This is a genomic window from Parvularcula maris (assembly GCF_024505085.1).
GTDB lineage: Bacteria > Pseudomonadota > Alphaproteobacteria > Caulobacterales > Parvularculaceae > Parvularcula > Parvularcula maris.
In genome coordinates this window covers 327530-353305 of the sequence record NZ_JANIBC010000002.1, presented here as the reverse complement: position 1 = coordinate 353305, position 25776 = coordinate 327530, and the positions used below count along the sequence as shown (strand labels likewise).

Genomic DNA, 25776 nt, shown 5'->3' with positions numbered 1-25776 from the left:
GCGCCAGGTTTTGACCTCTCCCGCGAGGCGGGAGAGGTAAGCAATAACGGGCCTTAGCCCCTCTCTTCTTTAGAACCGCACCAGCGCTTCGACGCCCCAGGTGGCGGGGTCGTTGACGAAGCCGGTGAAGTTGTTGAAGTCCACCGCGCCGTCGAAGACGCGCTCGTTGAAGATGTTCCGTCCGAAGGCGGACACTTCGAAGCCGCCCTCGCCGTGCACATAGCCGAGGCGTGCGCCGACCTCGGACTTGTCGCCGGAGCGGAACTCTTCGCTCTCATAGAGGAAGAAGTTGATCTCCGAACGGTAGGCCCAGTCGACGAAGCCGTAGACCATCCCCGTGCTGACCGGCACCTCGTAGCGCGCGGCGGCGTTGGCGATGTGCTCGGGCGCGTTGGGCAGCGGGTTGCCGTCGATCTGCGCGTTGCCCGTCAGCGGATTGATCGGATCGGTCGGCGTACACGGAGAGCCGCAGATGCCCACCTCGAGAAGCTCGTCGTCGATGCGGGTGTCGTTGAAGCTGTAGCCGAAGGTGATGGAGAGGTTCTCCACCGGCTCGATGGCGCCGTCGATCTCCACGCCCCAGCCTACGACGCCGTCGGCGTTGAGGAGCTGGTTGAAGTTGCCCGCGCCGCCAACGGCCGTGAGCTGCTGGTCGTTGGTGTTGAAGCCGAAGAGGGTGGCGCTGACGAAGCCGAGACCCTCGGGCAGGTCGTATTTGGTGCCGAGCTCGACGCTGTCGATGGTCTCGGTATCGGCCACGGTCACGAAGTCGCCGAAGACCACCCGGCCTTGGGCGTTGGGCGCGCGGAAGCCGCGGGCGTAGCGGCCGTAGACCGAGAGACCATCCGTAAGCTGATAGCGCATAGAGAAGTCGCCGGTGACCTGGGTGTCTTCGAGGTCAGCTTCGATCGGGCCGAGGGGCGGCGCACCGAAGGGGCCGACGATTCGGCTGGCTTCGAAGTCGCGCTCCTCGCGGCTGACCCTCAGGCCCGCATTGATGGTCACGCGGTCCGTGGCACGCCACTCCGCCGAGCCGAAGGCGGCGTAGGCGTCGGTCTCCTGGTCCTGGATAGCGAAGCCGTTGATGACGTTGCCCGCCAGCGTGTCGAAGCTGAAGCTCTCGATCTCGAGCTCCTCGCGGAAGAAGAACGTACCCAGAATGAGGTCGATGCTGTCCGTGGCCGGAAAGGCGTAGCGGGTCTCGGAGGTGAACTGGTAGTGGTCCGAGATGTTGTCCTGGCTCTCAGCGGGGAAAGGGATGGAGATGTTGTCCGGGTCGCCAGCAGGTCCTGGAATCGAGCCAGGTCCCGAGGGCGGCGCGAAATCGGCGCCGAAGCCGCCGTCCACGTCGCCGCGGGCATCCACGGTGACGCTCTCATAGGCGGTGATCGAGGTCAGCGTGCCGGGGCCGACATCCCACTCGCTGCGGAAGCTGCCGCCATACTGCTCGGTGCGCAGGAACTGGATGCCGTCCTGGGCCGCCTCGCGGCGGTCGAAACCGTCGGCGAAGCCGCCGCCCGGCGCGATGGCGTTGGCGCGGAAGGTCCGGCTACCGCCATCGAGCTCGTAGCCGTGGACGTTCAGGAGGAAGCGCATGTCGTCGCTGTGGTTGTAGAGGAGCTGAGCGCGGGCGGCGTAGCTGGTGAAGTTCTCGAAGCCGTCGATGGGGCCGTCCTCGAAGGTGTTGTCGACGAAGTCGTTGCGCCCTTGCGCGAGGAAGGAGAGCCTGCCCGCGAGCTTGTCGGTGAGCGGTCCGCTGACGGCGGCCTCGGCATCATAGGTGTCGAAGCTGCCGTAAGAGAGGCGGGCATAGCCTTCGGGCTCGAAGGTCGGCTTGGCGGTCTCGAACTTGACGATACCGGCGGGGGTGTTGCGGCCGAAGAGCGTGCCCTGCGGTCCGCGCAGCACCTCGATGCGGTCGAGGTCGAAGATCGGCTGGCCCTTCAGGATCGGGTTCTCCAGCACCACCTCGTCGCGCACCACGGAGACGGGCTGGTTGGCGTTGAGGTCGAAGTCTGAGTTGCCGAGGCCGCGAATGTAGAAGCGGGGGAAGACCCGGCCAAAGGAGCCCTCGGCGTAGAGGCTGGGGGTGCGGCTGGCGAGAAAGAGGATGTCCGCGCCGTTGGCGGTGATGTTGTCGAGCTCATCGTCGGAGATGACATCGACCGAGAGCGGCACCTCGGCGAGGGTCTGCTCGCGCTTCTGCGCGGTGACGGTGATGACGTCGTCCATCTCTGCCGGCTGCGCCGAGGCCTGAACGGGGAGAAGAAGCGCGGCTGCTGCAACGCCGGAAAGAAGGTAACCCATGGTCGAATCCCTGCGAAAGTGATGAGGCGCTGTTCGCGCGGTGTTGAAGCCTGGTTACAGACCGGACAGGAGTGAAGGCGCCGCTTTGGCATAAAGGGGGGCGATTGTGATAGTTCGGCGACAGCTCTTGGCTGCGATTCTTCTCTTGGTGTTGCAAAGTTGCGGCGGTGCACAAAAACCCGCCGCACCCCTCTCGGTTGAGGCCTCCTGGGACGAAGTGCTGGAGCGGGCGGAGGGTCAGACGGTCTATCTCAACGCCTGGGGCGGTGATCCGCGCATCAACGCCTATCTGCGTTGGGCGGGGGAGGAGCTGTCCGAGCGGCAGGGTGTGACGCTTCGCCACGTCAAGCTGAACGATACCGCGGAAGCCGTGAGCCGCATCCTCTCCGAAGAGGCGGCTGGGCGGACCGAAGGCGGCACGGTGGATCTTCTGTGGATCAACGGCGAGAACTTCGCGGCGCTGAAGGAGGCTGGGCTTCTCTACGGCCCCTTCGCGGAGCGGCTGCCTTCGGCGGAGGCGATCGACTTCGAAGGGGATGCGACCCTCCGCACCGACTTCGCGGTACCGACCGAGGGCTACGAGGCGCCGTGGGGACGCTCCTACCTGACTTTCGCGGCGGACCGCGCGGTGGCGGCGAAGCCCCCCGCCTCGCCCGACGAGCTTCTGTCGTGGGCGGAGGAGAATGAGGGGAGGTTCACCTATCCCGCTCCCCCGGACTTCACCGGGACGACATTTTTGAAACAGATCGTTCTCAGCGATGACGAGTTGAAGCCGCTGCTGAATGAGCAGCCTACGGAGGAGAGTTTCGGCGTCGTCTGGGAGAAGCTCTCCTCCTATCTCGACGAGCTTCACCCCCATCTCTGGCGGGGCGGCCGCGATTTTCCGTCCTCGGCACCTGCCCAGCGCCAGCTCCTGGCCGATGGCGAGGTTTTCGTCACCATGGCCTTCAACCCCACCGATGCGGCGAGCGCGGTGGCGAGGGGGCAGCTCCCCGAAACGGTCGAGGCCTACACCTTCGAAAGCGGCACTCTCGGCAACGCCCACTTCCTCGCCATACCGAGCAATGCGGCCCATAAGGCAGGGGCGCTGGCGGTCGTCAACTTTCTTCTCAGCGAGGAGGCGCAGGCGAGGAAGGCCGACCCCGAAGTTTGGGGTGACAGCCCGGTTCTCGCTCTGACGGGGGCGGAAGCGCCGCCTGTTCCAGCCATCATGCTCGCCGAACCCCACCCTCAGTGGACGGAGCGCTTGGAGGCAGCCTGGCAGGAGCGCTACCGCCGATGATGCCGAGGCGGCGGCGGGACGTTCAGGACTGGGCTGGGCTATTAGGTGCAGCTCTCACATCCGGCCTCGCGGCGGCCGTCCTGGCGAGCGCCCTGCTGCTGACGATAGGACAGGCCGTAGGCGGAGCTTCGAGATGGACGGGGGAGGGGCTGAGATCTCTTCTTGCCGCCCCCGGCATCGGCCGCAGCGCTCTTCTGTCCCTGACAACCGGCCTCGCCGCCACGGCCATCGCCTATGGCGGGGCCATGGCCCTAGCGGCGTTGGCGGCAGAACATAGCGCCAAGCGGGAGGGGGCCATGAAGCTCCTCCTCGCGGTGCCCCATACCGCCGTCGCCCTCGGGCTCGCCTTCCTCCTGGCGCCTTCAGGCCTTCTGGCGCGAGCTGTCAGTCCCTTTTTCGGCTGGGAAGCGCCGCCGCAGTTTCCGGTGCCTGGCGATCCTTTCGGAATCGCTCTCACCCTGGGCCTCGCCGCGAAGGAGCTGCCGTTCCTCTTCATCATGGTGCTGACGGCTATTAGAACTCTTCCGACAGAGCGCCTGGCTGCGCAGACGGCGGCGCTGGGCTACCGCCCCTTACGGGGCTGGCTCTCAGTGCAGATGCCGCTCATCCACAAGCAGACCGGCATCGCAGCCCTGATCGCCTTGGTCTACGCCGTGGGCGCCAGCGAGCAGGGCCTGATCCTCGGCCCTACCTTGGGAGCACCTCTACCCGTCAGGCTGATCGAGTGGTTCACCGACCCCGACCTCTCCGCCCGCAGCACCCTGGCGGCGGGATCGCTGCTCCTGGTGCTGATCGCGTTAGCGGCTGCTGCGATCTGGGAGGCAGCGTTGAGGGCGGGAGGCGCTATCATGAGAACGAGGCTGCAGACGGGGCGCCGTTCGGGGTTCGGTGAGCGGCTGATCCGGCCCGTCCGCTATGCCTGTCTGGGGCTTCTCGTCGCTGCCGTGCTCGGGCTTTTGGGTTTGTGCCTGTCCTCCTTCGCCGGTCCCTGGCGTTTTCCCGACCTTCTTCCGAGAAGCCTCACGCTGACCCTCTGGCGACAACAGGGCGAGCTTCTGACCGGTCCGTTCGCGACCAGCGGTCTTCTGGCGGTCCTCAGTGCACCGATCGCCACCCTGATCGGGCTCGGTGCCGGCGAGCTGGTGCGCGGACGGGCGCTGCTGAGCCGCATTCTGACCGCTGTGCTGCTGAGCCTGCTTCTCGTGCCCGAGCCGGTGTTGATGTTCGGGCTCGGCACCGTGCTGACGCTGTGGCGGGCCGATGGGGGGCTGATGGGAGCGCTGCTGCTGCACTTGGTCTATGCAGTGCCGTATGCGTTTCTTCTGCTGCGCGCAGCGGACGCGGCCATACCCGCCAACCTCGAGCGAGCCGCGCGCAGCCTCGGCGCGACGCGGCGGCGAGCCTTTCTGACCATCCGCCTACCTCTTCTAGCGCCCGCCATCGCCGCCAGCCTGTTCCTGACCGCGATCATCTCGGTGGGCCTCTACCTGCCCACCCTCGTGGGCGGAGCGGGGCGGGTGGCGAGCCTCACCACCGAAGGGGTGGCGCTTGCCGCGGGCGACCGGCGCATGGCAGGTGCGTTCGCGCTGATGCTGACAAGCCTTCCTATCCTGCTCCTGCTACTGAGCGAAGGCGTTCGGCGTGCTGCATCGAAAAGGGGCTCGGGCCATGCTTGAGATCAAGGAAGCATGGGCCAGCCTTCCGGGTAGGGAGCTCTACCGGGATGTCAGCTTCGAAGTAGAAGGCGGTGAGTGCCTGACCGTTCTCGGACGCAGCGGTTCGGGTAAGTCCACGCTCCTCAGCTTTCTTAGCGGGACGGCGGCGCCGGGGGTGGAAACCGGCGGTCAGGTCATCTTGAACGGTCAACCTATCGGCGACCTCCGGCCTGAAAAGCGACGGGTGGGTATCGTCTTCCAGGACGCCGCGCTGTTCCCGCACATGACGGCTCTTCGGAACCTCCTCTTCGCTATGCCCAGCGGCGGCAAGAAGCCCGAGAGGGCGGCGTGGGCGCTCCAAGCGCTGGGTAGCGTAGGGGCGGAACACTTGGCAGGGGTATATCCCGAACAGATGTCTGGCGGCGAGCGGGCTAGGGTCGCTTTGGTCCGAACCCTGATCGCCGAGCCCCGCGCCGTTCTTCTCGACGAACCCTTCTCCGCGCTCGATCGAGACCTGAGAGGGGAGGTGCGCGAGCTTACCCTCGGCCTGGTCCGTGAGCGTTCCCTCCCTTGCCTCTTGGTCACCCACGATGAAGAGGACGCGGAGGCGGCAGGCGGGAAGGTCTTGCGGCTTAGCTGACTACTCTGCGGCCTCCAGGCCGGCCTCTTCGAAGGAGAGCTCCCTGAACGGGACGTCGATCAGCACCTTGAAACCCTGGTCCGTCCTCGGCCCGTAGGTCAGGGTAAAATCGCCCCTATAGGTGGAGCTCAGCCGCTCCTCCACATTGTTGAGCCCTATCCCCTCCCGCCGGGATGCGAGAACGCGCCCTTCGGAGGGGTTGCCCGAGCCGTCATCCCTGACGCAGAGGTGGAGGCGGTCTCCGCGCCGTTCCGCGACGACTTCGATGGTCGTCGTCCTGAGGGAGAGGCTCACGCCGTGCTTGATCGCGTTCTCCACCAGGGGCTGGAGAAGCAGGGTCGGGACAACGGCCCGGCTGGCGTTCTCGTCGATCCGGAAGTGGGTGACGAGGCGGTCTCCGAACCGCGCCTTCTCGATCTCGAGATAGAGACAGACCATCTCCTCTTCCTCTTCCAGCGTGTGCTGAAGTCTTTCGTCCTGCTCCAAGGAGAGCCGTAAAAACTCGCCGATCCGGCTCAGCATCAGCACGGCGCTTTTCTGGTCCCCCCTGTGGACCCTGGCAGTGACCGAGTTGAGGGCGTTGAAGAGAAAATGCGGGTTGAGCTGGTACTGCAGCATGCGCATCTTCGTCTCACGGAACAACGCCTCGGCTTCGAGCCGTTTGACCTTCTCCTGCTGCGCCCGCTCGCGCTGTTCGATCGCCTGGCGGTAGAATTTTACCGCGTGGTAGCAGAAGAGCCAGGAGCCGAAGACCATCATCGAGGCGAAGAACCAGCCGCCCCAATCGCCCGGATTGACCACCTCGCCGGTGAGCCAGGTGAAGGTCTGGAGGCGCAGCGCGGTCCAGACCAGGGCCGCCATCGCCACGCCGAGGATATTGACGCCGACCCTCAAAGAGAGAGGTTTCCTCCAGGACCACCTCGATACCAGCCGCAGCACGTGGCTGACCATCAGCCCAAGGACGGACTGGAGGATGGTGTGGAATGCCGGTACCAGCTCGCCCGGATTGTACCACAGCGTCAGGCTGAGATAGCTGAGGAGCGCCAGCCCGGCCCATCCCACGACTTGAGAGATCCAGTACTGCCCCTCGCGGGAACGCAGGGCCGGGGAGTGGGGCAGGTTCGGAAACAGCGACATGGCAGCAGTCTAGAGGCAAGTGCGCCCTTTGCGAAGACAGGCAAGCTCTGGACAAGGATGAGCGGTCGGGTCCACAACGCCGCGTTAGCGATGCTGAAAACCGTGATCTGCGACGACGAGCCTCCGGCGCTTGAACTGATGCGCGATCTCCTGATCGCCACCGGTGAGATCGAGGTGGTGGCCGCCGTCCAGTCCATTGACGAAGCAGCAGCCGTCATCGACCGCGGCGGGGTGGATTTAACGGTCTTCGACGTGGAGATGCCGGGCCGGTCGGGGGTCGAGGCCTACCGCAGGCTGACCGCCGAGCCCAAGCCGCTGCTGATTTTCGCCACGGCCCATCCCGAATACGCGCTCGAGGCGTTCGATGTGGACGCCATCGACTTCCTCCTCAAACCCCTCGATCAGGAACGGGTGGGAAGGGCCGTGGAGAAGGCGCTGCGCCTCCACCGGGTGATCGGCGGACCCAGCAAGGCGCTGGCCGTCTACCCGCCGGAAAGCCAGGACCGCGCCGCCAACGTTCCCACCATCAGCGTCAGGGATGGCGGGCGGACCTATGTGTTGCGCTTCGAGGAGATCGGCTGGATCGAGGCCGCTGGCGACTACTGCCTGCTGCATACCAAGGACCGTGAGTACGCCGTCAGAAGGCCGATGAACCGGCTTCAGAACGAGCTCCCGGCAGACCTTTTCATCCGCGTGCACCGCTCGGCCATCGTCTCGGCAGCGTGGGTTCGGGAGATCCACCCGATGACCAAGGGAGAGGCCCGGATCGTGCTGGAGAGCGGGGCCGAGGTGAAGTCCAGCCGGACCTACCGTGACGGCGTCAAGACGCTGTCAGGCCGGATGAAATGAAGTCTCGGTGATCGGTCCTGTCCGTTTCACCGCTGGAAAAGTCCGCTTCACCGCGCTGGCCTTGCCGCGCCGGTCTTCTTTTCGAAGAGTGGGGCAAACAGAACAAGCCCATGAGGAACGCCCATGCTGAACGCCTTCGTCTCCTTTGCCGCCCTCGCCATCGGTTCCGCTCAGCCTGCGGAGGAAGCGGGCACCGATGTCGAGGCGCTGCTCGACCGGATGACGCTGGAGGAGAAGGTCGGTCAGCTCGTCCAGTTCAACGGCTTCTGGGACCCCACCGGGCCGGCACCTACGGGTGATATGGAAGAGCGGAAGTTCGCAGCCGTCGAGAAGGGCATCGTCGGCTCGATGCTCAACGTGGTGGGGGCGGAGGATGTGCGCACCATCCAGACCTACGCGATGGAGAACTCGCGGCTGAAGATCCCCATGGTCTTCGCCTATGACGTGATCCACGGTCACAAAACGATGTTCCCGATCCCTCTAGCTGAGGCGGCGAGCTGGAATATGGACCTCATCGGCCAGAGCGCCGCGGTCGCTGCCGAGGAAGCCGCGGCCCAAGGGCTCAACTGGACCTTCGCGCCCATGGTCGACATCAGCCGCGATCCGCGCTGGGGCCGGGTGATGGAGGGCGCGGGCGAGGACCCCTATCTTGGCTCGCGCATCGCGGTGGCGCGGGTGAGGGGTTTCCAGGGCGAGGACCTCTCCGCCGTCGACACGATCGCGGCCTGCCTCAAGCACTTCGCGGCCTACGGGTTTGCCGAGGCGGGCAAGGACTACAACGCCGCCGAGCTCGGCACGGTGACCCTCTTCAACACGGTGCTGCCGCCCTTCAAGGCCGGGATCGAGGAGGCGGGGGCGCTCACGGTGATGAACGCCTTCAACACCCTCAACGGCATTCCGGCGACGGCGGATGATTTCCTGCAGCGCGACATCCTCAAGGACCGGTGGGGGTTCGAGGGCTTCGTCGTCTCCGACTGGGGCTCAGGCCGCGAGATGATCGACCACGGTTTCGCAGCCGATCTCGAGGACGCAGCGAGGCTCTCGATCCTCGGCGGATCGGATATGGACATGGAGAGCTACGCCTATTTCGAGCATCTCGAAGGCTTGGTCGAGACAGGCATCGTGGATGAGGGGCTGGTGGACGATGCGGTGCGCCGGGTGCTGCAGGCGAAGGTGGATCTGGGGCTCTTCGACGACCCTTTCCGTTATATCGACGAGGCGCGGGAGGCCGAGGTGCTCAGCGACCCCGAGCACCGCGACGTCTCGCGGCGGGTCGCCGAGGAATCGGCCGTGCTTCTCAAGAACGAGGGCGGGCTGCTACCCCTCAAAGAGGGCGAGCGCATCGCCCTGATCGGACCGCTGGCCGACGATAAGGACAGCCCCCTGGGCAACTGGCGCGCGAAGGCTGAGAAGGACAGCGCCGTCTCGGTGGTGGAGGGGTTCGAAGCCGCTGGTATCGCCTTCGACCATGAGCCCGGCGTCGTGCTGGAGACCAGCGACACGAACTTCGCCACCGAGATCGAGGTCAACATGACCGACCGCTCCGGCATGGAGGAGGCGGTGCGCGCGGCGGCCGCCGCCGACAAGGTGGTGCTGGTCCTCGGCGAGGACGCCTATCACAGCGGCGAGGCGCGAAGCCGCGCGGAGCTCGGATTTCCGGGCCTGCAGCAGGAGCTTCTGGAGAAGGTGGTCGAAGCCAACCCCAACACGGTGCTGGTGGTGATGAGCGGGCGGCCCTTGGTGCTGACCTGGGCTGACGAGAACGTGCCCGCCATCCTCCAAGCCTGGCATCTGGGTCAGGAGAGCGGCACGGCGCTCGCCAACCTTCTCACCGGCAAGGTCTCGCCCAGCGGCAAGCTGCCCATGACCTTCCCCCGTTCGGTGGGACAGATCCCCATCTACTACAACGCCTTGAACACGGGCCGCCCCGGTCCGCGCACGGAGGTCTTCTGGTCCCACTACATGGATGAGAGCAACGCGCCGCTCTATCCGTTCGGACACGGACTGAGCTACTCCTCCTTCGAATACGACCGCCTGCGCGTGCGGGAGAAGGGCAACGGCTTCGAGGTCTCCGTCCGGCTTCGCAATACAGGCAACCACGAGGCCAAGGAGGTCGCGCAGCTCTATATCCGCGACCGGGTGGCCAGCGTCAGCAGGCCGGTCAAGGAGCTGAAAGGCTTCGAGAAGGTCTCCCTGCGGCCCGGTCAGTCGCGGACTATCCGGTTCGAGCTGACCGAAAAGGAGCTGGGCTTCTACGACCCGAGAGGCGAGTTCCTGGTCGAGCCGGGTGCGTTCGACGTGATGGTCGGCGGGTCCTCGGACACGGCGCTCTCCGCGAGCTTCACCCTCAGTGAGCGGTGATGCTGCAGGCGCGAAAGGGTGCGGCGAAACAGCGCCACTCTTTCGCACAGTCTGCGGCAGATGATCCGGTTTGGTCCGCTTCGGCGCAGGAGAAGTCCGTTCTACCGCAAGGCGCTTGAGATGAGCCGCTCGGTGTTGTCCTCTTAACGTATAAAAATGTGCGGGAGCAGAACCCGCTCGATCGGGAGGAATGTGGCGTGTCGCTTGCGGCAGCAGCCTTCGGGCTGTTCAGCATACTGTATGGCGTGGAAGAGGCTCGGGCAGCCTCTGACGATGCCCAGTGGGAAGTCGTCTGGCAGGACGATTTTGACGGCACGGAGCTGGACCGCAGCAAGTGGCAGCCTGAAATCTCCTGCTGGGGCGGCGGCAATAACGAGCGCCAGTGCTATACGGACCGTCAGCGCAACATCCGCGTCGAAGACGGCGCGCTCCATCTCATCGCCAAGCGCGAGCGCTTCACCGGTCCGACCTACCCGGACGAGCTCGCCTATCTCGGCGAGGGCGAGACGACCAGGCGCTACACGTCGGGCAAGGTCCGCACGAAGGGTCTGGCTTCATGGAAGTACGGCCGTTTCTCCGCACGCATGAAGCTTCCCGAAGGGCAGGGTACCTGGCCGGCCTTCTGGATGATGCCGGAGAGCAGCGTCTACGGTCAGTGGCCGCTTTCGGGCGAGATCGACATCATGGAGGCGGTCAATCTCGGCACGCCTTGCGAGGAGTGCGAGGCGGGTATCGAGACCCGGACCTCCGGCGCCCTTCACTTCGGCGATAGAGCGCCCGACAACACCTACCTCTTCCTCAAAGCAGACGAGATGGCTGAAGGAACGCCTGCTGACGACTGGCATGTCTACACGGTCGAGTGGGCGGAGGATCGCATTCAGTGGCTGGTCGATGGCGAGCTCTTCATGCGCATCGACGCCGATGAGTGGCATACCGCATCCGAAGAGGCTCGAGGGCGGAGCTTCGCGCCCTTCGACCAGCCCTTCTACCTGATGCTGAACTACGCGGTGGGGGGCAACCTCGCCGAGAAATCCAACGATGGCGGCTTCGATCGGAAGTCGTTCCCCTCCCGCCTGCTCATCGACTGGGTGCGCGTGGAGGAGTGCCGTGGAGACCGCGAAAGCGGCAAGGCCTGTCTCACCGATACCGAGTGGAACGGGAAACCCCAAGGGCCGTGGGAAACCCAGGCTCGCTAACGAGAACACACCGCCAGGGAGGGCAACGTGAAACAAGGAACGAACATCAGAGGTCTGAAGACTTCGCTGGCTCTATTCACGAGCCTTTCGGCGCTGGCGGTCACGGCGCCGGCCTTCGCCCAGGACGTGGAGGCAGAGGAAGGAAACTCCGCCGATACGGCGCTCGCCGACGACGTGATCATCGTCCGCGGCATCCGCAAGGCGCTGGCTGCTAGCTCGGACATCAAGCGCGACGGCCAGGGCGTGGTCGATGCCATCACCGCCGAGGACATCGGCGAGTTTCCGGACACCAACCTCGCCGAGTCGCTGCAGCGTATCTCCGGCGTCTCCATCGACCGGCGTAACGGCGAGGGCAGCACCGTCACCGTCCGCGGCTTCGGTCCCCAGTACAACCTCGTCCTCCTCAACGGTCGTCAGATGCCGACGGCCTTCCTCGAAGGCGGCGCGCCGTCCTCGCGGAGCTTCGACTTCGCCGACCTCGCTTCGGAAGGCATCGCCGGCGTCCGGGTCTACAAGACAGGCCGCGCGGCCCTGCCCACCGGCGGTATTGGCTCGACACTGAACATCCTCACCGCGCGTCCGCTCGATGCTCCCGGCATGAAGCTCTCACTCGGCGCCAAGGCGGTGATCGACGATTCGATCACCGAGCTCGACGGCGGTGATCCTGCCGTGACCCCTGAGTTCTCCGGCTTCTACTCGAACACCTTCCTCGAAGACAAAGTCGGTGTGGCGATCACCGGTGCCTACCAGAAGCGCGAGAGCGGCTTCGCCCAGTTCGGCACCACCAGCGGGTGGCGCGGTGCCTATCTCGGCTCCGACAACAACTGGGGCACGCTGCCCCGCGACGGACGCGCTGAGAACCGCCCCGGCGACAACGACGTCTACGCCGTTCCCCAGAACGCGAACTATAGCCTCGTCGGCATCGAGCGTGAGCGGATCAACGGCCAGGTCTCGCTTCAGTACCGCCCGATCGATACGCTGACGACCACCCTCGACTACTTCTACTCGCGCAACGAGATCGATACCCGGACCTCGGACCTCTCGGTCTGGTTCAACCACGGCAACACGACCAGCGCATGGGGCGACGGCCCGATCTCCGACATCCTCTTCTACAACGAGGACTTCGGCGATGCGGGCACCGACCTCTCCATGGGCACGGCGCGCACCGGCACGCTCAGCGAGAAGAACTCCGTGGGCTTCAACGCCGAGTGGGAGGCGACCGAGAACCTCAGCGTCGTCTTCGACATTCACAGCTCCAGCGCCGAGTCCGGCTCGAACAGCCCGTTCGGCACGTCCGGCGTGGTGTCCACGGCGGATTTCAGCCTGAGGCGTCAGGACCTCGACTTCCGCACCGAGATCCCCACCCTGGCCCTCGGTTTCCAGGACGGATCGAGCAACATCGCCGCCGCGCGCATGCTCGGCACCGGCTCGACCTTCCAGGACAGCTTCATCCGCACCGAGATCGACCAGGCGCAGATCGTCGCGACCTACGCCTTCGACGAGTCGATCGTCCGCAGCATCGACTTCGGTCTGACAGCGACGAAGAACGACTTCCAATCGACCTTCTCCAACAACCAGCGTGATAGCTGGGGCGGCGTCGGCTCGCCGGACGACTACCCCGACGATATCTGGGAGCGGACCAATCTGGCATCGAACTTCGATCAGTTTGGCGGCTATCAGGGCATTCCCGGCGAGTTCTTCGTGGTGGACTTCGAGCGCCTCATTTCCATCATGGACCAGTCCATCGGCACCTTCGGTCCGATCTGTGGCGGCGATGGCAACTGCATCAACGACGTTCCCGTGGCGACCGACCGGCGCACCGAGGAAGAGAGCTACTCGGCCTTCATCGAGATCGACACCGAGTTCATGATCGGCTCGATGCCCGCCAGCATCATCGCCGGTGTGCGCTACGAGCAGACGGATGTCACCTCGGAAGCGCTCGTTCCGATCCCCACGGGCACCCAGTGGGTCGCGGCCAACGAGTTCGGTCTCTTGGGCGTCAACGATCCCGAGAACCGCGACTTCACGCAGCTCGAAGGCGACTACGACTTCTGGCTCCCGGCCATCGACTTCCAGGTCAACCCGCATGACGATGTCGTTCTGCGTGCGTCCTACAGCAAGACAATGACCCGTCCGTCCTATGCGGACATTCAGGGTGGTCAGACCGTGGCGCAGCTCTTCCGCATTGACGGGGGCGACGGCAGCGCGGGCAACCCCGCTCTCGAGCCGTTTCTCTCGACCAACCTCGATTTCTCTGCGGAGTACTACTACAACGACGCGAGCTACATCTCGGTGGGCTACTTCTGGAAAGAGGTCGAGAACTTCAACGGTGTCGAGACGATCTTTGACACGCCGTTCGACATCTACACCCCCGTCGGCGGTGCGCGCTGGAACGCAGCGGTCGCTGCTTTGGGGTCGGATGAAGACCTGGTCGCCATCCGGCAGTGGATCTTCGACAATGCCGATCCGAACACTTTCGAGGTGACGGGTACGGATGTTGCCGGGAACACCACAGGCAACATCTTCGGTGTGGCCGGTGAGGATCCGCTGCTGCAGTTCCAGATCAACCGTCCGATCAATGACGAGGAAACCCGCTCGGTGGACGGCTGGGAGTTCGCCTGGCAGCATGTCTTCGGCGAGACCGGCTTCGGCTTTATCGCCAACTATACGATCGTGGACGGCGACGTGACCTTCGATCCGAACCAGCCCGGCGCGGCCAGCGCAGGGTCGGGTGAGCAGGTCTTCGCCCTCACCGGTCTGTCGGACAGCTACAACCTCGTCGGCTTCTACGACAAGGACGGTATCCAGGCCCGTCTCGCCTATAACTGGCGCGACGAGTTCCTGGCCTCGACCTTCGGGGTGAACGGCGAAGCCAACAACCCGCTCTTCGTCGAGGCCTACGGCCAGCTCGACTTCAGCGCGAGCTACGATGTCACGGACAAGCTGACCGCCTATGTCGAGGGCATCAACGTCCTCAACGAGACCCGGACGGTGGTCGGCAACAGTGCCGCCTATGTGAACTTCGCCACCCAGAACGGGCCGCGTTACAATGTCGGCGTTCGCTATACCTTCTAAGGCGGGTAAGTTCGACCGCACTGTTCCTCCCATGCGGTGCGGCGATCTTTCACCTTGAGAAGACATCATACCCGGCCACCGTGCCGGGTATGATCGTTTGTGCTAGGGCACCTTGGAGATGAACACGGAAAGCACGCTACCGAACACGGAGGAAGCCCAGGGCGCGATCAGACGCGTGGTCGTGGTGGGCGGGGGCACGGCCGGATGGCTGACGGCCTCGATCCTGGCCGCCGACCACTGCGCTTCGCAGGCGAACGGCCTGCAGGTCACCGTGGTGGAGAGCCCCCGCATCGGCATCCTCGGCGTAGGCGAGGGAACCTGGCCGAGCCTGCGCGACACGCTGCGGCGTATCGGCATCAGTGAGCGGACTTTCCTGAAGCGGTGCAACGCTTCCTTCAAGCAGGGCTCTCGTTTCGACAGCTGGGTGAGTGGGGAAGAGGGCGACAGCTACTACCATCCTTTCGAGGCGCCGCCGAACGAGGACGAGGTGGATGTGCTCAGCCTCTGGCGCACGGTGGGAACTGGTGTGGCGTTCCACGAGGTAGCCAGTCACCAGGCAGCGCTCTGCCAGGCGAACCGCGCGCCCAAGCAGGCCTCGACCCCCGAATACGCAGCCGTCGCCAATTACGGCTACCACCTCGACGCCCCGGCCTTCGCCGAGCTTCTGAAGCAGCACGCAACCTCCGTACTCGGCGTTCGCCACATACCGGCGGATATCGAGGATGTCGTGACCTCGCAGGGCGGTATGGTTCAAGCTGTACTGACCACGGACGGCCAGCGGATCGAGGGCGATTTCTTCGCTGATTGCAGCGGCAGCCGTGCGCTCCTGATCGGCAGAACCGAGGGGGCGGGGGTGACCGATGTATCGGACGTCCTCTTCAACGACCGGGCGCTGGCGGTTCATCTTCCGTTCCAGGAGGAAAGGGAGGCGGTGGCTTCCCAGACGACGGCCACGGCGCTCGGAGCGGGCTGGGTCTGGGACATCGCACTTCAGACCCGGCGAGGCATCGGCCACGTCTTCTCGTCCCAGCACTCCTCCGAAGAGGAGGCGCGGCACGCCCTATCGGACTATCTGCAGAGGGTCTCTCCCGGCACCTCCCTATCGGGCGAAGAGGCACGCCTGATCAAGTTCCGCTCCGCCTACAGAGAGAAGCCGTGGTCCGGCAACGTGGCGGCTATCGGCATGGCGGCGGGCTTCGTCGAGCCGCTGGAGGCATCCGCCATCGTCATGATCGAGCTGATGGCCTCGATGCTCAGCGACACGCTGCCGGAGAACAGAGCCGCGCTGCCGCTCGCTGCGGCACGTTTCAACGGCCGCTTCGCCTACCGATGGGAGCGGATCGTCGACTTCCTCAAGCTGCACTATGTGCTCAGCCGCAGAAGCGAGCCCTACTGGCAGGCGCATCGCGATCCATCGACATGGCCGGAGCGTCTGCACGAGCTTCTGGGGCAGTGGCGGTTCGAACCGCCGAGCCGGGAGGATTTTCAGCAGTCGCGGGAGATCTTCCCCGCCGCAAGCTACGCCTATGTGCTCTACGGCATGGGTTTCGAGACCGCGCCGCCTGTAAGACGCCGCCGCAAGGACGACCCGCAGGCCATTCGCGGCACGCTGACCAACATCGCCCGAACGACCGAGCAGTGCCTCGCAGGCTTGCCCAGCAACCGCGAACTGCTCGACGTACTGACCGCAGACTGAGGACACCGACCAGCATGGCCAACCGTGTACAGCTCAACAATATCGACCATGCCGCGCTGGAGGTTAACCGCGGGTGGGGCGCGGAGCTCGGCGACGCCGTCATGGCGTGCCCCGTTTTCCCAAGCGAGTTCAGACAGGTGCAGTCGAGCTACCCCATCGTTCTCAGCCGGATCGGGGAGGAGCCCTTCTACCGGCCCTTCGCGCTTTTCGGTCTTCAGCAGGGCGAGAACCTGTTTCTCGACGAGGAGGGTTGGGATGCGCTCTACGTTCCCCTCTACATGCGGATGCAGCCCTTCCTGATCGGCCTTCCCCAGGGGGGTACGGATCAGATGGAGGTTCACATCGACCTCGACCATCCGCGGGTGACCAGGGACGGGGGCGAGAGGGTGTTCCTCGAACAGGGCGGGCAGACACCTTTCCTCTCGGAGATCGCCGGCCTTCTCGGCGACGTTCACGAGGCGGAGCAGCAGGTGGCGCCTTTCTCAGACATGCTGGAAGAGATGGGTCTGATCGAGCCCTTCACCCTCGATGTCGAACTTCGAAGCGGCGAGACGGGGCGCCTGGCCGGTTACAGCACCATCGCTGAAGAGCGGCTGACCGCTCTGTCTGCTGAGGAGCTTGGTAGGCTGCAGGGTCGCGGCTATCTGCAGCCTCTCTTCATGATGGTCGCTTCTATGAACCAGCTCGGCAGTCTGGTGGCGCGTAAGGACAGGGCGGCATGACGAACACCGCCTCTCGTGCAGGTCCGTCCGGCCTACCTTCCGTCCGGGAGGTTAAGGGACCCTATGACGGGGCGGTGCCTGAAGAGATCACGGCACTGAACGAGCCCGTGATCCTGCGAGGCCTCGTCAGCCACTGGCCAGCAGTAGAGGCGGCACGGTCGTCGGATCAGGAGATCCGCTTCTATCTCAGGCGCTTCGAAGGGCAGGGGGCCTTTCCTGTGGCGGCAGGCCCGCCGGAGCTTGGCGGACGCATCTTCTATAGCGACCGGTTCGACGGTGAGAACGTCCAGCGTGGGCAGGCGCCGCTCGGGGAGATACTAGACCGTGTGCTGCACTTCGGCTCCCAGGACGAGCCGCCGCTCATCTATCTTGCCTCGGTGGAGGCTAACCGCGCGCTCCCCGGCTTCCTTGGTGAGAACGAGCTTTCGATCGCCGGTGCCGAGGACCCGCTCATCTCCGTCTGGATCGGTACACAGACGAGGATCGCGGCCCATAACGACCTGCCGCTCAACATCGCCTGTGTGGCAGCGGGCAAGCGCCGCTTCACGCTCTTCCCGCCCGACCAGACGCCCAACCTCTATGTTGGGCCGTTCGAGCTGACCCCGGCGGGCAGGCCGATCAGCCTCGTGGACCTGAAGAACCCTGACGATGAACGGTTTCCGCGCTTCGCCGATGCTTTGGAGCATGCTCAGCAGGCAGACCTCGAGCCGGGCGACGCGCTCTTCATCCCGTCCATGTGGTGGCACCATGTGGAGGCGTTCGGCGCTTTCAACATGCTGGTGAACTATTGGTGGCGGACGGTGCCGAGCTATCTCGGCACGCCCCAAGACGTCCTCAACCACGCCATGCTGACCCTACGCGATCTGCCGGAGAACGAGCGCATGATCTGGCGTGATCTCTTCGAGCACTACGTCTTCGGCGATGCGGAGGCGGCGCGTGCGCACATTCCCGAACATGCAAGGGGTATTCTCTCTCCTATCGACGAGAACCTGGCTCGCAGGACGAGAGCGTTCCTGCTCAACCGGCTGAACCGCTGAGACTTATGATGAGAACGGACAAACGCCAGCGCGTGGTGATCGCCGGAGGGGGGACGGCAGGCTGGATGACCGCCGCCGCTATCGGGCGTACCTTGAAGAACGTCGCCGATGTCACCCTGATCGAGAGCGAGGAGATCGGTACGGTCGGCGTCGGCGAGGCGACGATCCCGACGCTTCTCACCTACAACCGCCTCTTGGGTATCGACGAGGCCAGTTTCATGCGGGAGGTGGGCGGAACGTTCAAGCTCGGCATCGCGTTCGAGAACTGGCGCACGCCGGACCACCGCTACATCCACTCCTTCGGCATCACCGGCAAGGACCACTGGACGGCGGGCTTCCAGCATTTCTGGCGGCGCGGCGAGGCGCTCGGCATGGCGGAGGAGTTCGGCGACTACTGCCTGGAGTTGATCGCGGCGGAGGAGGGGCGTTTCGCCCACCTGCCGAAGCTCGGCCTCAACTACGCCTTCCATATCGACAGCTCGGCCTTCGCACGGTTCCTGCGCCGTATGGCGGAGGGGGACGGCGTCACCAGGAAAGAAGGCCGTATCGGGACGGTCGACCTTGGCGATGACGGCGATATCGCCTCGATCACCATGCAGGACGGGACCGTCATCGAGGGCGACCTCTTCATCGACTGCACGGGCTTCCGGGCGCTTCTCATGGAGGGCGCCCTGGGTGTCGGCTATGACGACTGGACCCACCTTTTGCCCTGCGACCGGGCTATCGCGGTACAGACGAAGTCCGTGCGCGACCCCGTTCCCTATACGAGAGCCGTCGCGCACGAGGCGGGCTGGCGCTGGCAGATCCCGCTGCAGCACCGCACCGGCAACGGCATCGTCTTCTCCAGCCGCTTCATGTCCGAGGATGAAGGGCAGGCAAAGCTCCTGAGCCTGCTGGATGAGGAAGGCCTGACCGAGCGCATGACCGAGCTGCGGGTCATCCGCTTCAGGACAGGTACGAGGCGCAGCCATTGGCACCGCAACTGCGTCGCCATCGGCCTCTCCAGCGGGTTCATCGAGCCGCTGGAGTCGACCTCGATCCACCTCATCCAGCGCTCCATCCACCGCCTGCTGCAGATGTTCCCTCATGATGGTGTGAGCCGGGCGGACGTGGACGAGTTCAACGAGCAGACCTTCTACGAGCTCGAGCACATCCGCGACTTCATCGTGCTGCACTACGTCCTGACCGAGCGGGAGGACACACCCTTTTGGCGGCACATGCGGCGGCTTGAGCTGCCGAAGACGCTGCAGCACCGCCTCGACCTCTTCCGCGAGACGGGTCGGGTCTTCCGCGCCAACGACCAGCTCTTCGCCGAGAACAGCTGGACGCAGGTGATGCTCGGCCAGGGGCTCACCCCCGAGACCTACCACCCCATCGCCGACGCCATGCCGGAGGAGGAGCTGCGCGGGTTCTTACGCCACATCAGGGACAACGTGACCAAGACGGTGGCGCAGCTTCCCACCCACCAGGACTACCTCCAGCGCTACTGCCCGCAAGCCAGGTAGCGCTGAAACATAGCCGCCGGTGTGCTCAGCGTTCCCTTAAGGTGCCTCAGCGGAACAGCGGCTCGTCGAAGCTCCTCAGCTTCCGCGAGTGCAACGACCCCTTGTCTGCCTCGGACCTGAGAAGCTCCAAGGTCCGTAGACCGATCTTGAGGTGCTGGCCGACCCGAGCCTGGTAGAAGGCGTTGGCCATGCCCGGCAGCTTGATCTCGCCATGGATGGGGCGGTCGGAGACGCAGAGGAGGGTGCCGTAGGGCACGCGGTAGCGGTAGCCTGCCGCGGCGACGGTGGCGCTCTCCATGTCGATGGCGATGGCGCGGGACTGGTTGAGAAGCACGGCCAGCTCTTCGAAGCGCAGCTCCCAGTTCCGATCGTCCGTGGTCACCACCGTGCCGGTGCGCAGATGCTGTTTGAGTTCGGCGCCGGAGAGGCCCGTCTCATCCGAGACCGCCTGGCTCAGCGCGAGCTGCACCTCGGCCAGGGTCGGCAGCGGGATCGAGGGCGGCAAGGCGTGGTCGAGGACCCTGTCCTCGCGCAGGTAAGCGTGTGCCAGGACATAGTCGCCTAGCCGCTGGGTACGCCTCAGCCCGCCGCAATGGCCGATCATCAGCCAAACATGGGGGCGTAGCACTGCAAGATGATCCGTGATCGTCTTGGCGTTGGAAGGGCCGACGCCGATATTGACGAGGGTCACGCCGCGCTGGCCCTTGCGCACCAGATGGTAGGCAGGCATCTGCGGCAGCTTGGGCGCGGGCGGGGCGGAGGGTTCGCCGTCGGCGCCAGTCACCCGGCCGCCCGGCTCCACCAGAAGCTCCGCACGCCCTGCAGATACTTCTTCCTTTGCCCAGATGACGAACTCGTCCACATAGCGCTGGTAGTTGGTCAGAAGGACGAAGGGCTGAAAATGCTCCGGGTCCGTCGCGGTATAGTGGCGGATGCGGTTGAGGGAGTAGTCCGTACGCTCCGCCGTGAACATGGAGAGGGGCAGTGGGCCTGAGCGGTCGAGGATCGCCTTGCCGTCAACGATGTCGTCATTGGTGGAGACGAGGTCGGGGGTGAAGAAGTGCCGCTGCAGCGCGTCGCGCTGCTCCTCGGTCAGGTTCGCGGTGGCCGCCTCCATGGCGAAGGGCAGGGGGATAGGACGGTTCGACAGGCCGACCGTAATCTCCGCCCCGTAAGTGTCGATCACCTTGCTCAGTTGCCGGATGAAATAGCTACGGAACAGTCGCGGGTGCGTGACGGCGGTGGCAAACGCGTGCTCGCTCGCCACCTGCCCCAGCGCCAGGGAGGAGGTCAGGGTCGACTTCTCGGCCGAGATGCGTGCGTGGATGCAGGGGTAGACGCCGTAGCCCTTGGCCTGCTCGATGGCGCGGCCAGCGACGAAGGCGTCGAACCGCTCGCGGATGATCTCGACCTGCTCCTCGTAAAGAGCGGTCAGACGGTCGGCTGCGGCTTCGGCGCCGTTCATGACCTCGGCGCGGTCGATCTCCAGCTCGTCGGGAAGTCCGTGGGGCATCAGGACCTCAGCGCCCTGGCCATCTTGGCCGTCTGCTTCTGCTGTTTGATGAAGGTACGCAGGAGAGGCATCTCCTCCACCGGTTTCTGGCCGTCCGCCATGCGGGCGATGTTCTCGTAGAAGAAGCTCATCACGGCAAAACCGTTCAGTGCCTTGATGAACTTGATCGGCGAGCGCGGGGAAAGGACGCCGGGGCCGATAGCGAGGCTCTTCTCATAGGCCTTCGCCGCCTCATTCTCACCGGCGAGAAGGTCGTTGGGCAAGTCAGGACGCACACAGAGAGGTCTGGCCAGGCCGATGACGTCGCAGGCGCCGCCCTCCAGCGCCTCGTCCATGGCACGGCGGCTTCTGAAGCCGCCCGTGACCATGAGCGGCACGTTGGACCGCTCACGGACCGCTTCGGCAAAGGATAGGAAGTAGGCCTCGCGCTCCTTGGTGCTCTCGGCTTTGCCCTCCTCATGGCGCTTCTCCATCCCGTCCATGTTCATCATGGCAGGCTGTTCGTAGCTGCCGCCGGAGATCTCCAGAAGGTCGATGCCTTCTTCTTCCAACCACTCGACAATGCGCAGACTGTCTTCCGTGGTCAGACCGCCGCGCTGGAAATCGGCCGAGTTGAGCTTGACGGAGAGAATGAAGTCCTCGGGCAGCTCGGCGCGGATGCGCTCGACGATGTGGAGGAGGGGCCGCGCCCGGTTCTCCAGCGCGCCGCCATAGCGGTCCGAGCGCTTGTTCGCCAGGGGGCTGAGGAAGCTCGACAGAAGGTAGCCGTGGGCGGCGTGGACCTGCACGCCCGAGAAGCCCGCCTCGGAGGCCACTTGGGCGGCGAGGACGAAGCGGCCCATCACCTCGTCGATCTGCGCCGTGGTCATGGAGCGGGGCTCGCCGAACTGATCGCCGGGCAGCTTCACCTTGATGCCGGAGGGGGCGAGGGGGCTCGGGTTGATCAGCTTGGGCGTTTGCCGGCCCGCATGGCTGATCTGCATCAGTGCGCGGGCGCCGTTCTCCTGGGCGGCGGAGGCGAAGGCGCGCAGCCACTTCATAGTCGGGTCGCCGAGCTTCTTGTCGATGACGATGTTGCCGGGGTGCTCCAGGTGCCGCCGGTCCACCTGGACATTACCGGTGATGATGAGGCCCGGCCCGCCCTCGGCCCAGCGCTTGTAGAGGCGCACATGCCCCTCATTGGGCAGATGGCTCGGCCCCGCGATCTGCTCGGTCATGGCCGCCTTGGCGAGACGGTTCTTGAGGGACACGCCGCAGGGCAGGCGGAAACGGTCGGCTATCGTGGTCACGCGGGGGCAATCTCCGGAACTGATCGGTCCTCCTAGGGGAGGCAGGCTACGATTTGGTAGCCCGCACCGCCTTTGGGGGGAAGCGGGGGGCTGCATTGCAACAGGAGAATGTGGCTTCCAGCCGTCATCCCGGAAGCCGAAGGCTATCCGGGATCCACGGACTGAGGGTGATAAACTGCGGAACGGTCGAGCCTATGACGATCACCGGTCCATGGGTCCCGGATAAGGACTGCGTCCTTTCCGGGATGACGAGGCTACCCCAGCCGTCCGCTTTGAAAGTCGCTGAACGCCGTTCGCAGCTCGTCTTGGGTGTTCATCACGAAGGGGCCGTGGCGGGCGATGGGCTCGCCGATGGGGGCGGCGGCAGCGAGGAGGAAGCTGGCTCCCTCAATTCCCGCTTGCAGGCGAAGGACATCGCCACGGGAGAGCACCCCGATGGCGGGGGCGGCTAGCTCGCCCTCTTTCCCCTGAAGCTGACCTTCATAGGCAGCGACGAAGGCGTTGTGCCCGTGGGGCAGGGGCTCTTCGAACGACGCCCCCGGTTCGAGCCGCACGTCCAGAAGAAGGATGCCGAGCTCCTCCTGCGCCGCCGAGACCGCCGGGCCTTCGCTGCCTCGGGAGGTCTGCCCGGAGAGCACCCGCACCGAGGCGCCCTCGCGGGCCTCCACCGGTACGCTCTCCGCTTGGTGATCGAACCAGCGCGGCTCGATCATCTTCTTCGCCGCCGGAAGGTTCACCCAGAGCTGGAAGCCGGACATGGCACCCTCCTTCTGCTCGGGCATCTCGGAGTGGATGAGACCGCGCCCCGTGGTCATCCACTGGATGCCGCCGGGGCCGACCACGCCCTCATGGCCGCGGCTGTCGCGGTGGCGCATGCGGCCCTCCTTCATCACCGTCACGGTCTCGAAGCCGCGGTGAGGGTGGTCGGGAAAGCCTGCGATATAGTCTGCCGCCTCCTCCGAGCCGAAATGGTCGAGCATCAGGAAAGGGTCGAGATCGGGCAGCCGGTTGGTGCCCAGCATCCGGGTCAGCTTGACCCCCGCCCCGTCGGAGGTGGGCAGGCCGGGGCTGATGAAGATGATGCGGCGTTCCTCGGTCATGGCAGGGCTCCTTCTCTGCCCCTCATCTGGCTTCGCATGGAGAGCTGTCCAAGGGTCGGCAACGCAAAGCTCTCGTGACGAGACCGCCCCTTCGCGCGAACTGCTATTTCTTCACTCCTGCGGCGCAGCACATGGCTCCCTTGCGTTGATTTTGCGCGCGAGCGCTGCCAAGCCCACACGTCAAAACCGCGGCGCAACGGCGCATGCGGGGTTCAACTGTTCAGGGGAGCATCCATGGGCTTTTCACTGTTTCTCGTCATCCTGGCGGGGCTGGCTGCCGTGGCCTACGGCATCTACACCACAAGGCAGGTGCTGGCCGCGCCCGCCGGTAACGAGCGCATGCAGGAGATCGCTGGCGCCATCCAGGAAGGCGCTTCGGCCTATCTGACCCGCCAGTACACCACCATCGCCATTGTCGGCGTCATCGCCACGGTGCTGCTCCTCATCTTCTTCCGCGGCGATTTCGTGCCCGCGGTGGGCTTCGTCCTCGGCGCGGTGCTCTCAGGCGCCGCTGGCTTCATCGGCATGCTCATCTCGGTGAGGGCCAATGTGCGCACCACGGAGGCCTCGCGTCACGGCCTCCAACAGGGCCTCGACATCGCCTTCAAGGCGGGCGCCGTGACCGGCATGCTGGTCGCTGGCCTCGCCCTTCTGGGCCTCGCGGTCTATTTCGCGCTCCTCACCGGCCCCTTGGGTTTCGAGGAGGAGAGCCGCCGGGTCGTCAACGGCCTGATCTCGCTCAGCTTGGGCGCCTCGCTCATCTCCGTCTTCGCCCGTCTCGGCGGCGGTATCTTCACCAAGGGCGCTGACGTGGGCGGCGACCTCGTTGGCAAGGTTGAAGCTGGCATCCCCGAGGACGACCCCAGGAACGCCGCCACCATCGCGGACAACGTAGGCGACAATGTCGGCGACTGCGCGGGCATGGCCGCCGACCTCTTCGAGACCTATGTCGTGACCATCGCCGCCACCATGGTGCTGGCCTCGATCATCTTCGTCGGTCTTCCGGCGGAGGAGGGCTCGCTCTCGGCGGTGCAGCGCTTCATGCTCTACCCGCTGGCCATTGGGGGCTCGTGCATCCTGACCTCGATCGCGGGCACCTACTTCGTCAAGCTCGGCAAGGGGTCCACCAATGTGATGGGCGCGCTCTACAAGGGCCTGATTGTCACCGGCGGTCTCTCGATCATCGCTCTTCTCATCGTCACGGCGCTGGTCGTGCCCTTCGGCGAGGAGTTCTTCATGCCCGGTGTGGGCGGTGAAGGGCTCAAGACCTTCACGGGCATGAGCCTCTTCTGGTGCGGCATCATCGGCCTCGCCGTCACCGGCGCCATCGTCTGGGTGACCGAGTACTACACCGGCACCGGGTTCAGGCCCGTCAAGTCCGTCGCCAAGGCATCGGAGTCCGGCCACGGCACCAATGTGATCCAGGGCCTCGCCGTCTCAATGGAGGCGACCGCCATCCCGGCGATCATCATCATCATCGGCATCATCACAGCGTTCAGCTTGGCCGGTCTCTACGGCATCGCCATCGCGGTGACGACCATGCTGGCGCTGGCAGGTATGATCGTGGCCCTCGACGCCTTCGGCCCCGTCACTGACAATGCGGGCGGCATCGCCGAGATGAGTGAGCTCGAAGGCTCGGTGCGTGACACCACCGACGCGCTGGATGCGGTCGGCAACACCACCAAGGCCGTCACTAAGGGTTACGCCATCGGCTCGGCGGGTCTCGGCGCGCTGGTGCTGTTCGCGGCCTATGCGGAGGACCTTCGCTACTTTGCGGCGAACCCGGAGACCTACCCCTTCTTCGAGGGGATCGTGCCGGACTACTCGCTGATCAACCCTTACGTCATCGTGGGTCTCTTCTTCGGCGGGCTTCTGCCCTTCCTTTTCGGCTCCCTCGCCATGCAGGCGGTGGGCCGGGCGGCTTCGGCCATCGTCGAGGAGGTGCGCCGCCAGTTCAAGGAGAAGCCGGGCATCATGGACCGGACGGAGAAGCCGGACTACGGTCGCGCCGTGAACCTTCTCACGGGTGCCGCCATCAAGGAGATGATTGTCCCCTCGCTCCTGCCGATCCTCGGCCCCATCGTGCTCTACTTCTGCGTCGGCGCGGTGGCAGGCACAGGCCAGGCGCTCGCAGCGGTCGGCGCCATGCTGATGGGCGTCATCATCACCGGTCTCTTCCTCGCCCTCTCCATGACCGCCGGCGGCGGCGCATGGGACAACGCAAAGAAGTATATCGAGGACGGCCACCACGGCGGCAAAGGCTCCGAAGCCCACAAGGCAGCCGTCACCGGCGACACGGTGGGTGACCCCTACAAGGACACGGCGGGCCCGGCGGTGAACCCGATGATCAAGATCACCAACATCGTGGCCCTCCTGCTCCTCGCCTATCTCGCCAGCCTCGGCGCTTAAGTT

General features: G+C 65.1%; 17 protein-coding genes. 12 read left to right on the top strand and 5 right to left on the bottom strand.

All coding sequences use genetic code 11. The annotated features are described in order from the left end of the window. Window positions 1-69: 69 nt before the first annotated feature. On the bottom strand, window positions 70-2307 hold the full coding sequence (locus NOG11_RS04965) for a TonB-dependent receptor (protein WP_256618580.1): 2238 nt from the start codon (window positions 2305-2307) through the stop codon (window positions 70-72). Between the two features lie 127 nt (window positions 2308-2434). On the opposite strand from NOG11_RS04965, the gene NOG11_RS04960 reads away from it, so the two are divergent. The 3 genes from NOG11_RS04960 to NOG11_RS04950 are packed head-to-tail and all read left to right on the top strand — an operon-like array spanning window position 2435 to window position 5884. After that, on the top strand, window positions 2435-3589 hold the full coding sequence (locus NOG11_RS04960) for an ABC transporter substrate-binding protein (protein ID WP_256618579.1): 1155 nt from the start codon (window positions 2435-2437) through the stop codon (window positions 3587-3589). Next, window positions 3586-5265, top strand: a complete 1680-nt coding sequence (locus NOG11_RS04955) for an ABC transporter permease subunit (RefSeq protein ID WP_256618578.1) — start codon at window positions 3586-3588, stop codon at window positions 5263-5265. The genes NOG11_RS04960 and NOG11_RS04955 overlap by 4 nt, the downstream gene beginning before the upstream one ends. Beyond that, window positions 5258-5884: an ATP-binding cassette domain-containing protein gene (locus tag NOG11_RS04950; RefSeq protein WP_256618577.1), complete on the top strand. Its 627-nt coding sequence runs from the start codon at window positions 5258-5260 to the stop codon at window positions 5882-5884. Before NOG11_RS04955 ends, NOG11_RS04950 begins: the two co-directional genes overlap by 8 nt. On the opposite strand, the gene NOG11_RS04945 is transcribed toward NOG11_RS04950, so the two are convergent. Continuing rightward, the gene (locus NOG11_RS04945) at window positions 5885-7021 is read right to left on the bottom strand and encodes a sensor histidine kinase (protein ID WP_256618576.1); all 1137 of its coding nucleotides are present in this window, start codon (window positions 7019-7021) and stop codon (window positions 5885-5887) included. Window positions 7022-7111: 90 nt separating this feature from the next. Here NOG11_RS04945 and NOG11_RS04940 point away from each other — a divergent pair, with 90 nt between their 5' ends. The 8 genes from NOG11_RS04940 (at window position 7112) to NOG11_RS04905 (ending at window position 19462) form a co-directional block, all read left to right on the top strand. Continuing rightward, complete coding sequence (locus NOG11_RS04940) at window positions 7112-7870, top strand: LytR/AlgR family response regulator transcription factor (RefSeq protein ID WP_256618575.1); 759 nt, start codon at window positions 7112-7114, stop codon at window positions 7868-7870. A 123-nt stretch (window positions 7871-7993) separates the two neighbouring features. Then, window positions 7994-10231: a beta-glucosidase BglX gene (gene bglX / locus NOG11_RS04935; protein ID WP_256618574.1), complete on the top strand. Its 2238-nt coding sequence runs from the start codon at window positions 7994-7996 to the stop codon at window positions 10229-10231. Window positions 10232-10428: 197 nt separating this feature from the next. Beyond that, complete coding sequence (locus tag NOG11_RS04930) at window positions 10429-11427, top strand: glycoside hydrolase family 16 protein (protein ID WP_256618573.1); 999 nt, start codon at window positions 10429-10431, stop codon at window positions 11425-11427. A 27-nt stretch (window positions 11428-11454) separates the two neighbouring features. Next, window positions 11455-14502: a TonB-dependent receptor gene (locus tag NOG11_RS04925; protein WP_256618572.1), complete on the top strand. Its 3048-nt coding sequence runs from the start codon at window positions 11455-11457 to the stop codon at window positions 14500-14502. 118 nt (window positions 14503-14620) lie between these two features. After that, on the top strand, window positions 14621-16198 hold the full coding sequence (locus NOG11_RS04920) for a tryptophan halogenase family protein (RefSeq protein ID WP_256618571.1): 1578 nt from the start codon (window positions 14621-14623) through the stop codon (window positions 16196-16198). A 14-nt stretch (window positions 16199-16212) separates the two neighbouring features. Then, on the top strand, window positions 16213-16920 hold the full coding sequence (locus NOG11_RS04915; protein WP_256618570.1) for a SapC family protein: 708 nt from the start codon (window positions 16213-16215) through the stop codon (window positions 16918-16920). Next, on the top strand, window positions 16917-17957 hold the full coding sequence (locus tag NOG11_RS04910; protein WP_256618569.1) for a cupin-like domain-containing protein: 1041 nt from the start codon (window positions 16917-16919) through the stop codon (window positions 17955-17957). The genes NOG11_RS04915 and NOG11_RS04910 overlap by 4 nt, the downstream gene beginning before the upstream one ends. 8 nt (window positions 17958-17965) lie before the next feature. After that, a complete protein-coding gene (locus NOG11_RS04905; RefSeq protein ID WP_256618568.1) occupies window positions 17966-19462 on the top strand; it encodes a tryptophan halogenase family protein in 1497 nt (498 codons plus the stop codon). Between the two features lie 46 nt (window positions 19463-19508). Here NOG11_RS04905 and NOG11_RS04900 read toward each other — a convergent pair whose 3' ends face one another. From NOG11_RS04900 to NOG11_RS04890, 3 genes are all read right to left on the bottom strand, one after another. Beyond that, on the bottom strand, window positions 19509-20975 hold the full coding sequence (locus NOG11_RS04900; protein WP_256618567.1) for an AMP nucleosidase: 1467 nt from the start codon (window positions 20973-20975) through the stop codon (window positions 19509-19511). Beyond that, window positions 20975-22264 (bottom strand): NADH:flavin oxidoreductase/NADH oxidase family protein, encoded by a 1290-nt coding sequence (locus NOG11_RS04895; protein ID WP_256618566.1) that lies wholly within the window; start codon window positions 22262-22264, stop codon window positions 20975-20977. Before NOG11_RS04895 ends, NOG11_RS04900 begins: the two co-directional genes overlap by 1 nt. Window positions 22265-22518: 254 nt before the next feature. Further along, window positions 22519-23364, bottom strand: a complete 846-nt coding sequence (locus tag NOG11_RS04890; RefSeq protein ID WP_256618564.1) for a pirin family protein — start codon at window positions 23362-23364, stop codon at window positions 22519-22521. A 234-nt stretch (window positions 23365-23598) separates the two neighbouring features. Here NOG11_RS04890 and NOG11_RS04885 point away from each other — a divergent pair, with 234 nt between their 5' ends. Further along, window positions 23599-25773, top strand: a complete 2175-nt coding sequence (locus tag NOG11_RS04885; RefSeq protein WP_256618563.1) for a sodium-translocating pyrophosphatase — start codon at window positions 23599-23601, stop codon at window positions 25771-25773. Window positions 25774-25776 lie beyond the last annotated feature (3 nt).

Bases quoted from the DNA above. Each gene is read 5' to 3' on its own strand.
- NOG11_RS04965 (WP_256618580.1), bottom strand. From the start codon at position 2,307: ATGGGTTACCTTCTTTCCGGCGTTGCAGCAGCCGCGCTTCTTCTCCCC.
- NOG11_RS04900 (WP_256618567.1), bottom strand. From the start codon at position 20,975: ATGCCCCACGGACTTCCCGACGAGCTGGAGATCGACCGCGCCGAGGTC.
- NOG11_RS04945 (WP_256618576.1), bottom strand. From the start codon at position 7,021: ATGTCGCTGTTTCCGAACCTGCCCCACTCCCCGGCCCTGCGTTCCCGC.
- NOG11_RS04905 (WP_256618568.1), top strand. From the start codon at position 17,966: ATGAGAACGGACAAACGCCAGCGCGTGGTGATCGCCGGAGGGGGGACG.
- bglX (WP_256618574.1), top strand. From the start codon at position 7,994: ATGCTGAACGCCTTCGTCTCCTTTGCCGCCCTCGCCATCGGTTCCGCT.
- NOG11_RS04910 (WP_256618569.1), top strand. From the start codon at position 16,917: ATGACGAACACCGCCTCTCGTGCAGGTCCGTCCGGCCTACCTTCCGTC.
- NOG11_RS04920 (WP_256618571.1), top strand. From the start codon at position 14,621: ATGAACACGGAAAGCACGCTACCGAACACGGAGGAAGCCCAGGGCGCG.
- NOG11_RS04955 (WP_256618578.1), top strand. From the start codon at position 3,586: ATGATGCCGAGGCGGCGGCGGGACGTTCAGGACTGGGCTGGGCTATTA.
- NOG11_RS04890 (WP_256618564.1), bottom strand. From the start codon at position 23,364: ATGACCGAGGAACGCCGCATCATCTTCATCAGCCCCGGCCTGCCCACC.
- NOG11_RS04950 (WP_256618577.1), top strand. From the start codon at position 5,258: ATGCTTGAGATCAAGGAAGCATGGGCCAGCCTTCCGGGTAGGGAGCTC.
- NOG11_RS04915 (WP_256618570.1), top strand. From the start codon at position 16,213: ATGGCCAACCGTGTACAGCTCAACAATATCGACCATGCCGCGCTGGAG.
- NOG11_RS04885 (WP_256618563.1), top strand. From the start codon at position 23,599: ATGGGCTTTTCACTGTTTCTCGTCATCCTGGCGGGGCTGGCTGCCGTG.
- NOG11_RS04940 (WP_256618575.1), top strand. From the start codon at position 7,112: ATGCTGAAAACCGTGATCTGCGACGACGAGCCTCCGGCGCTTGAACTG.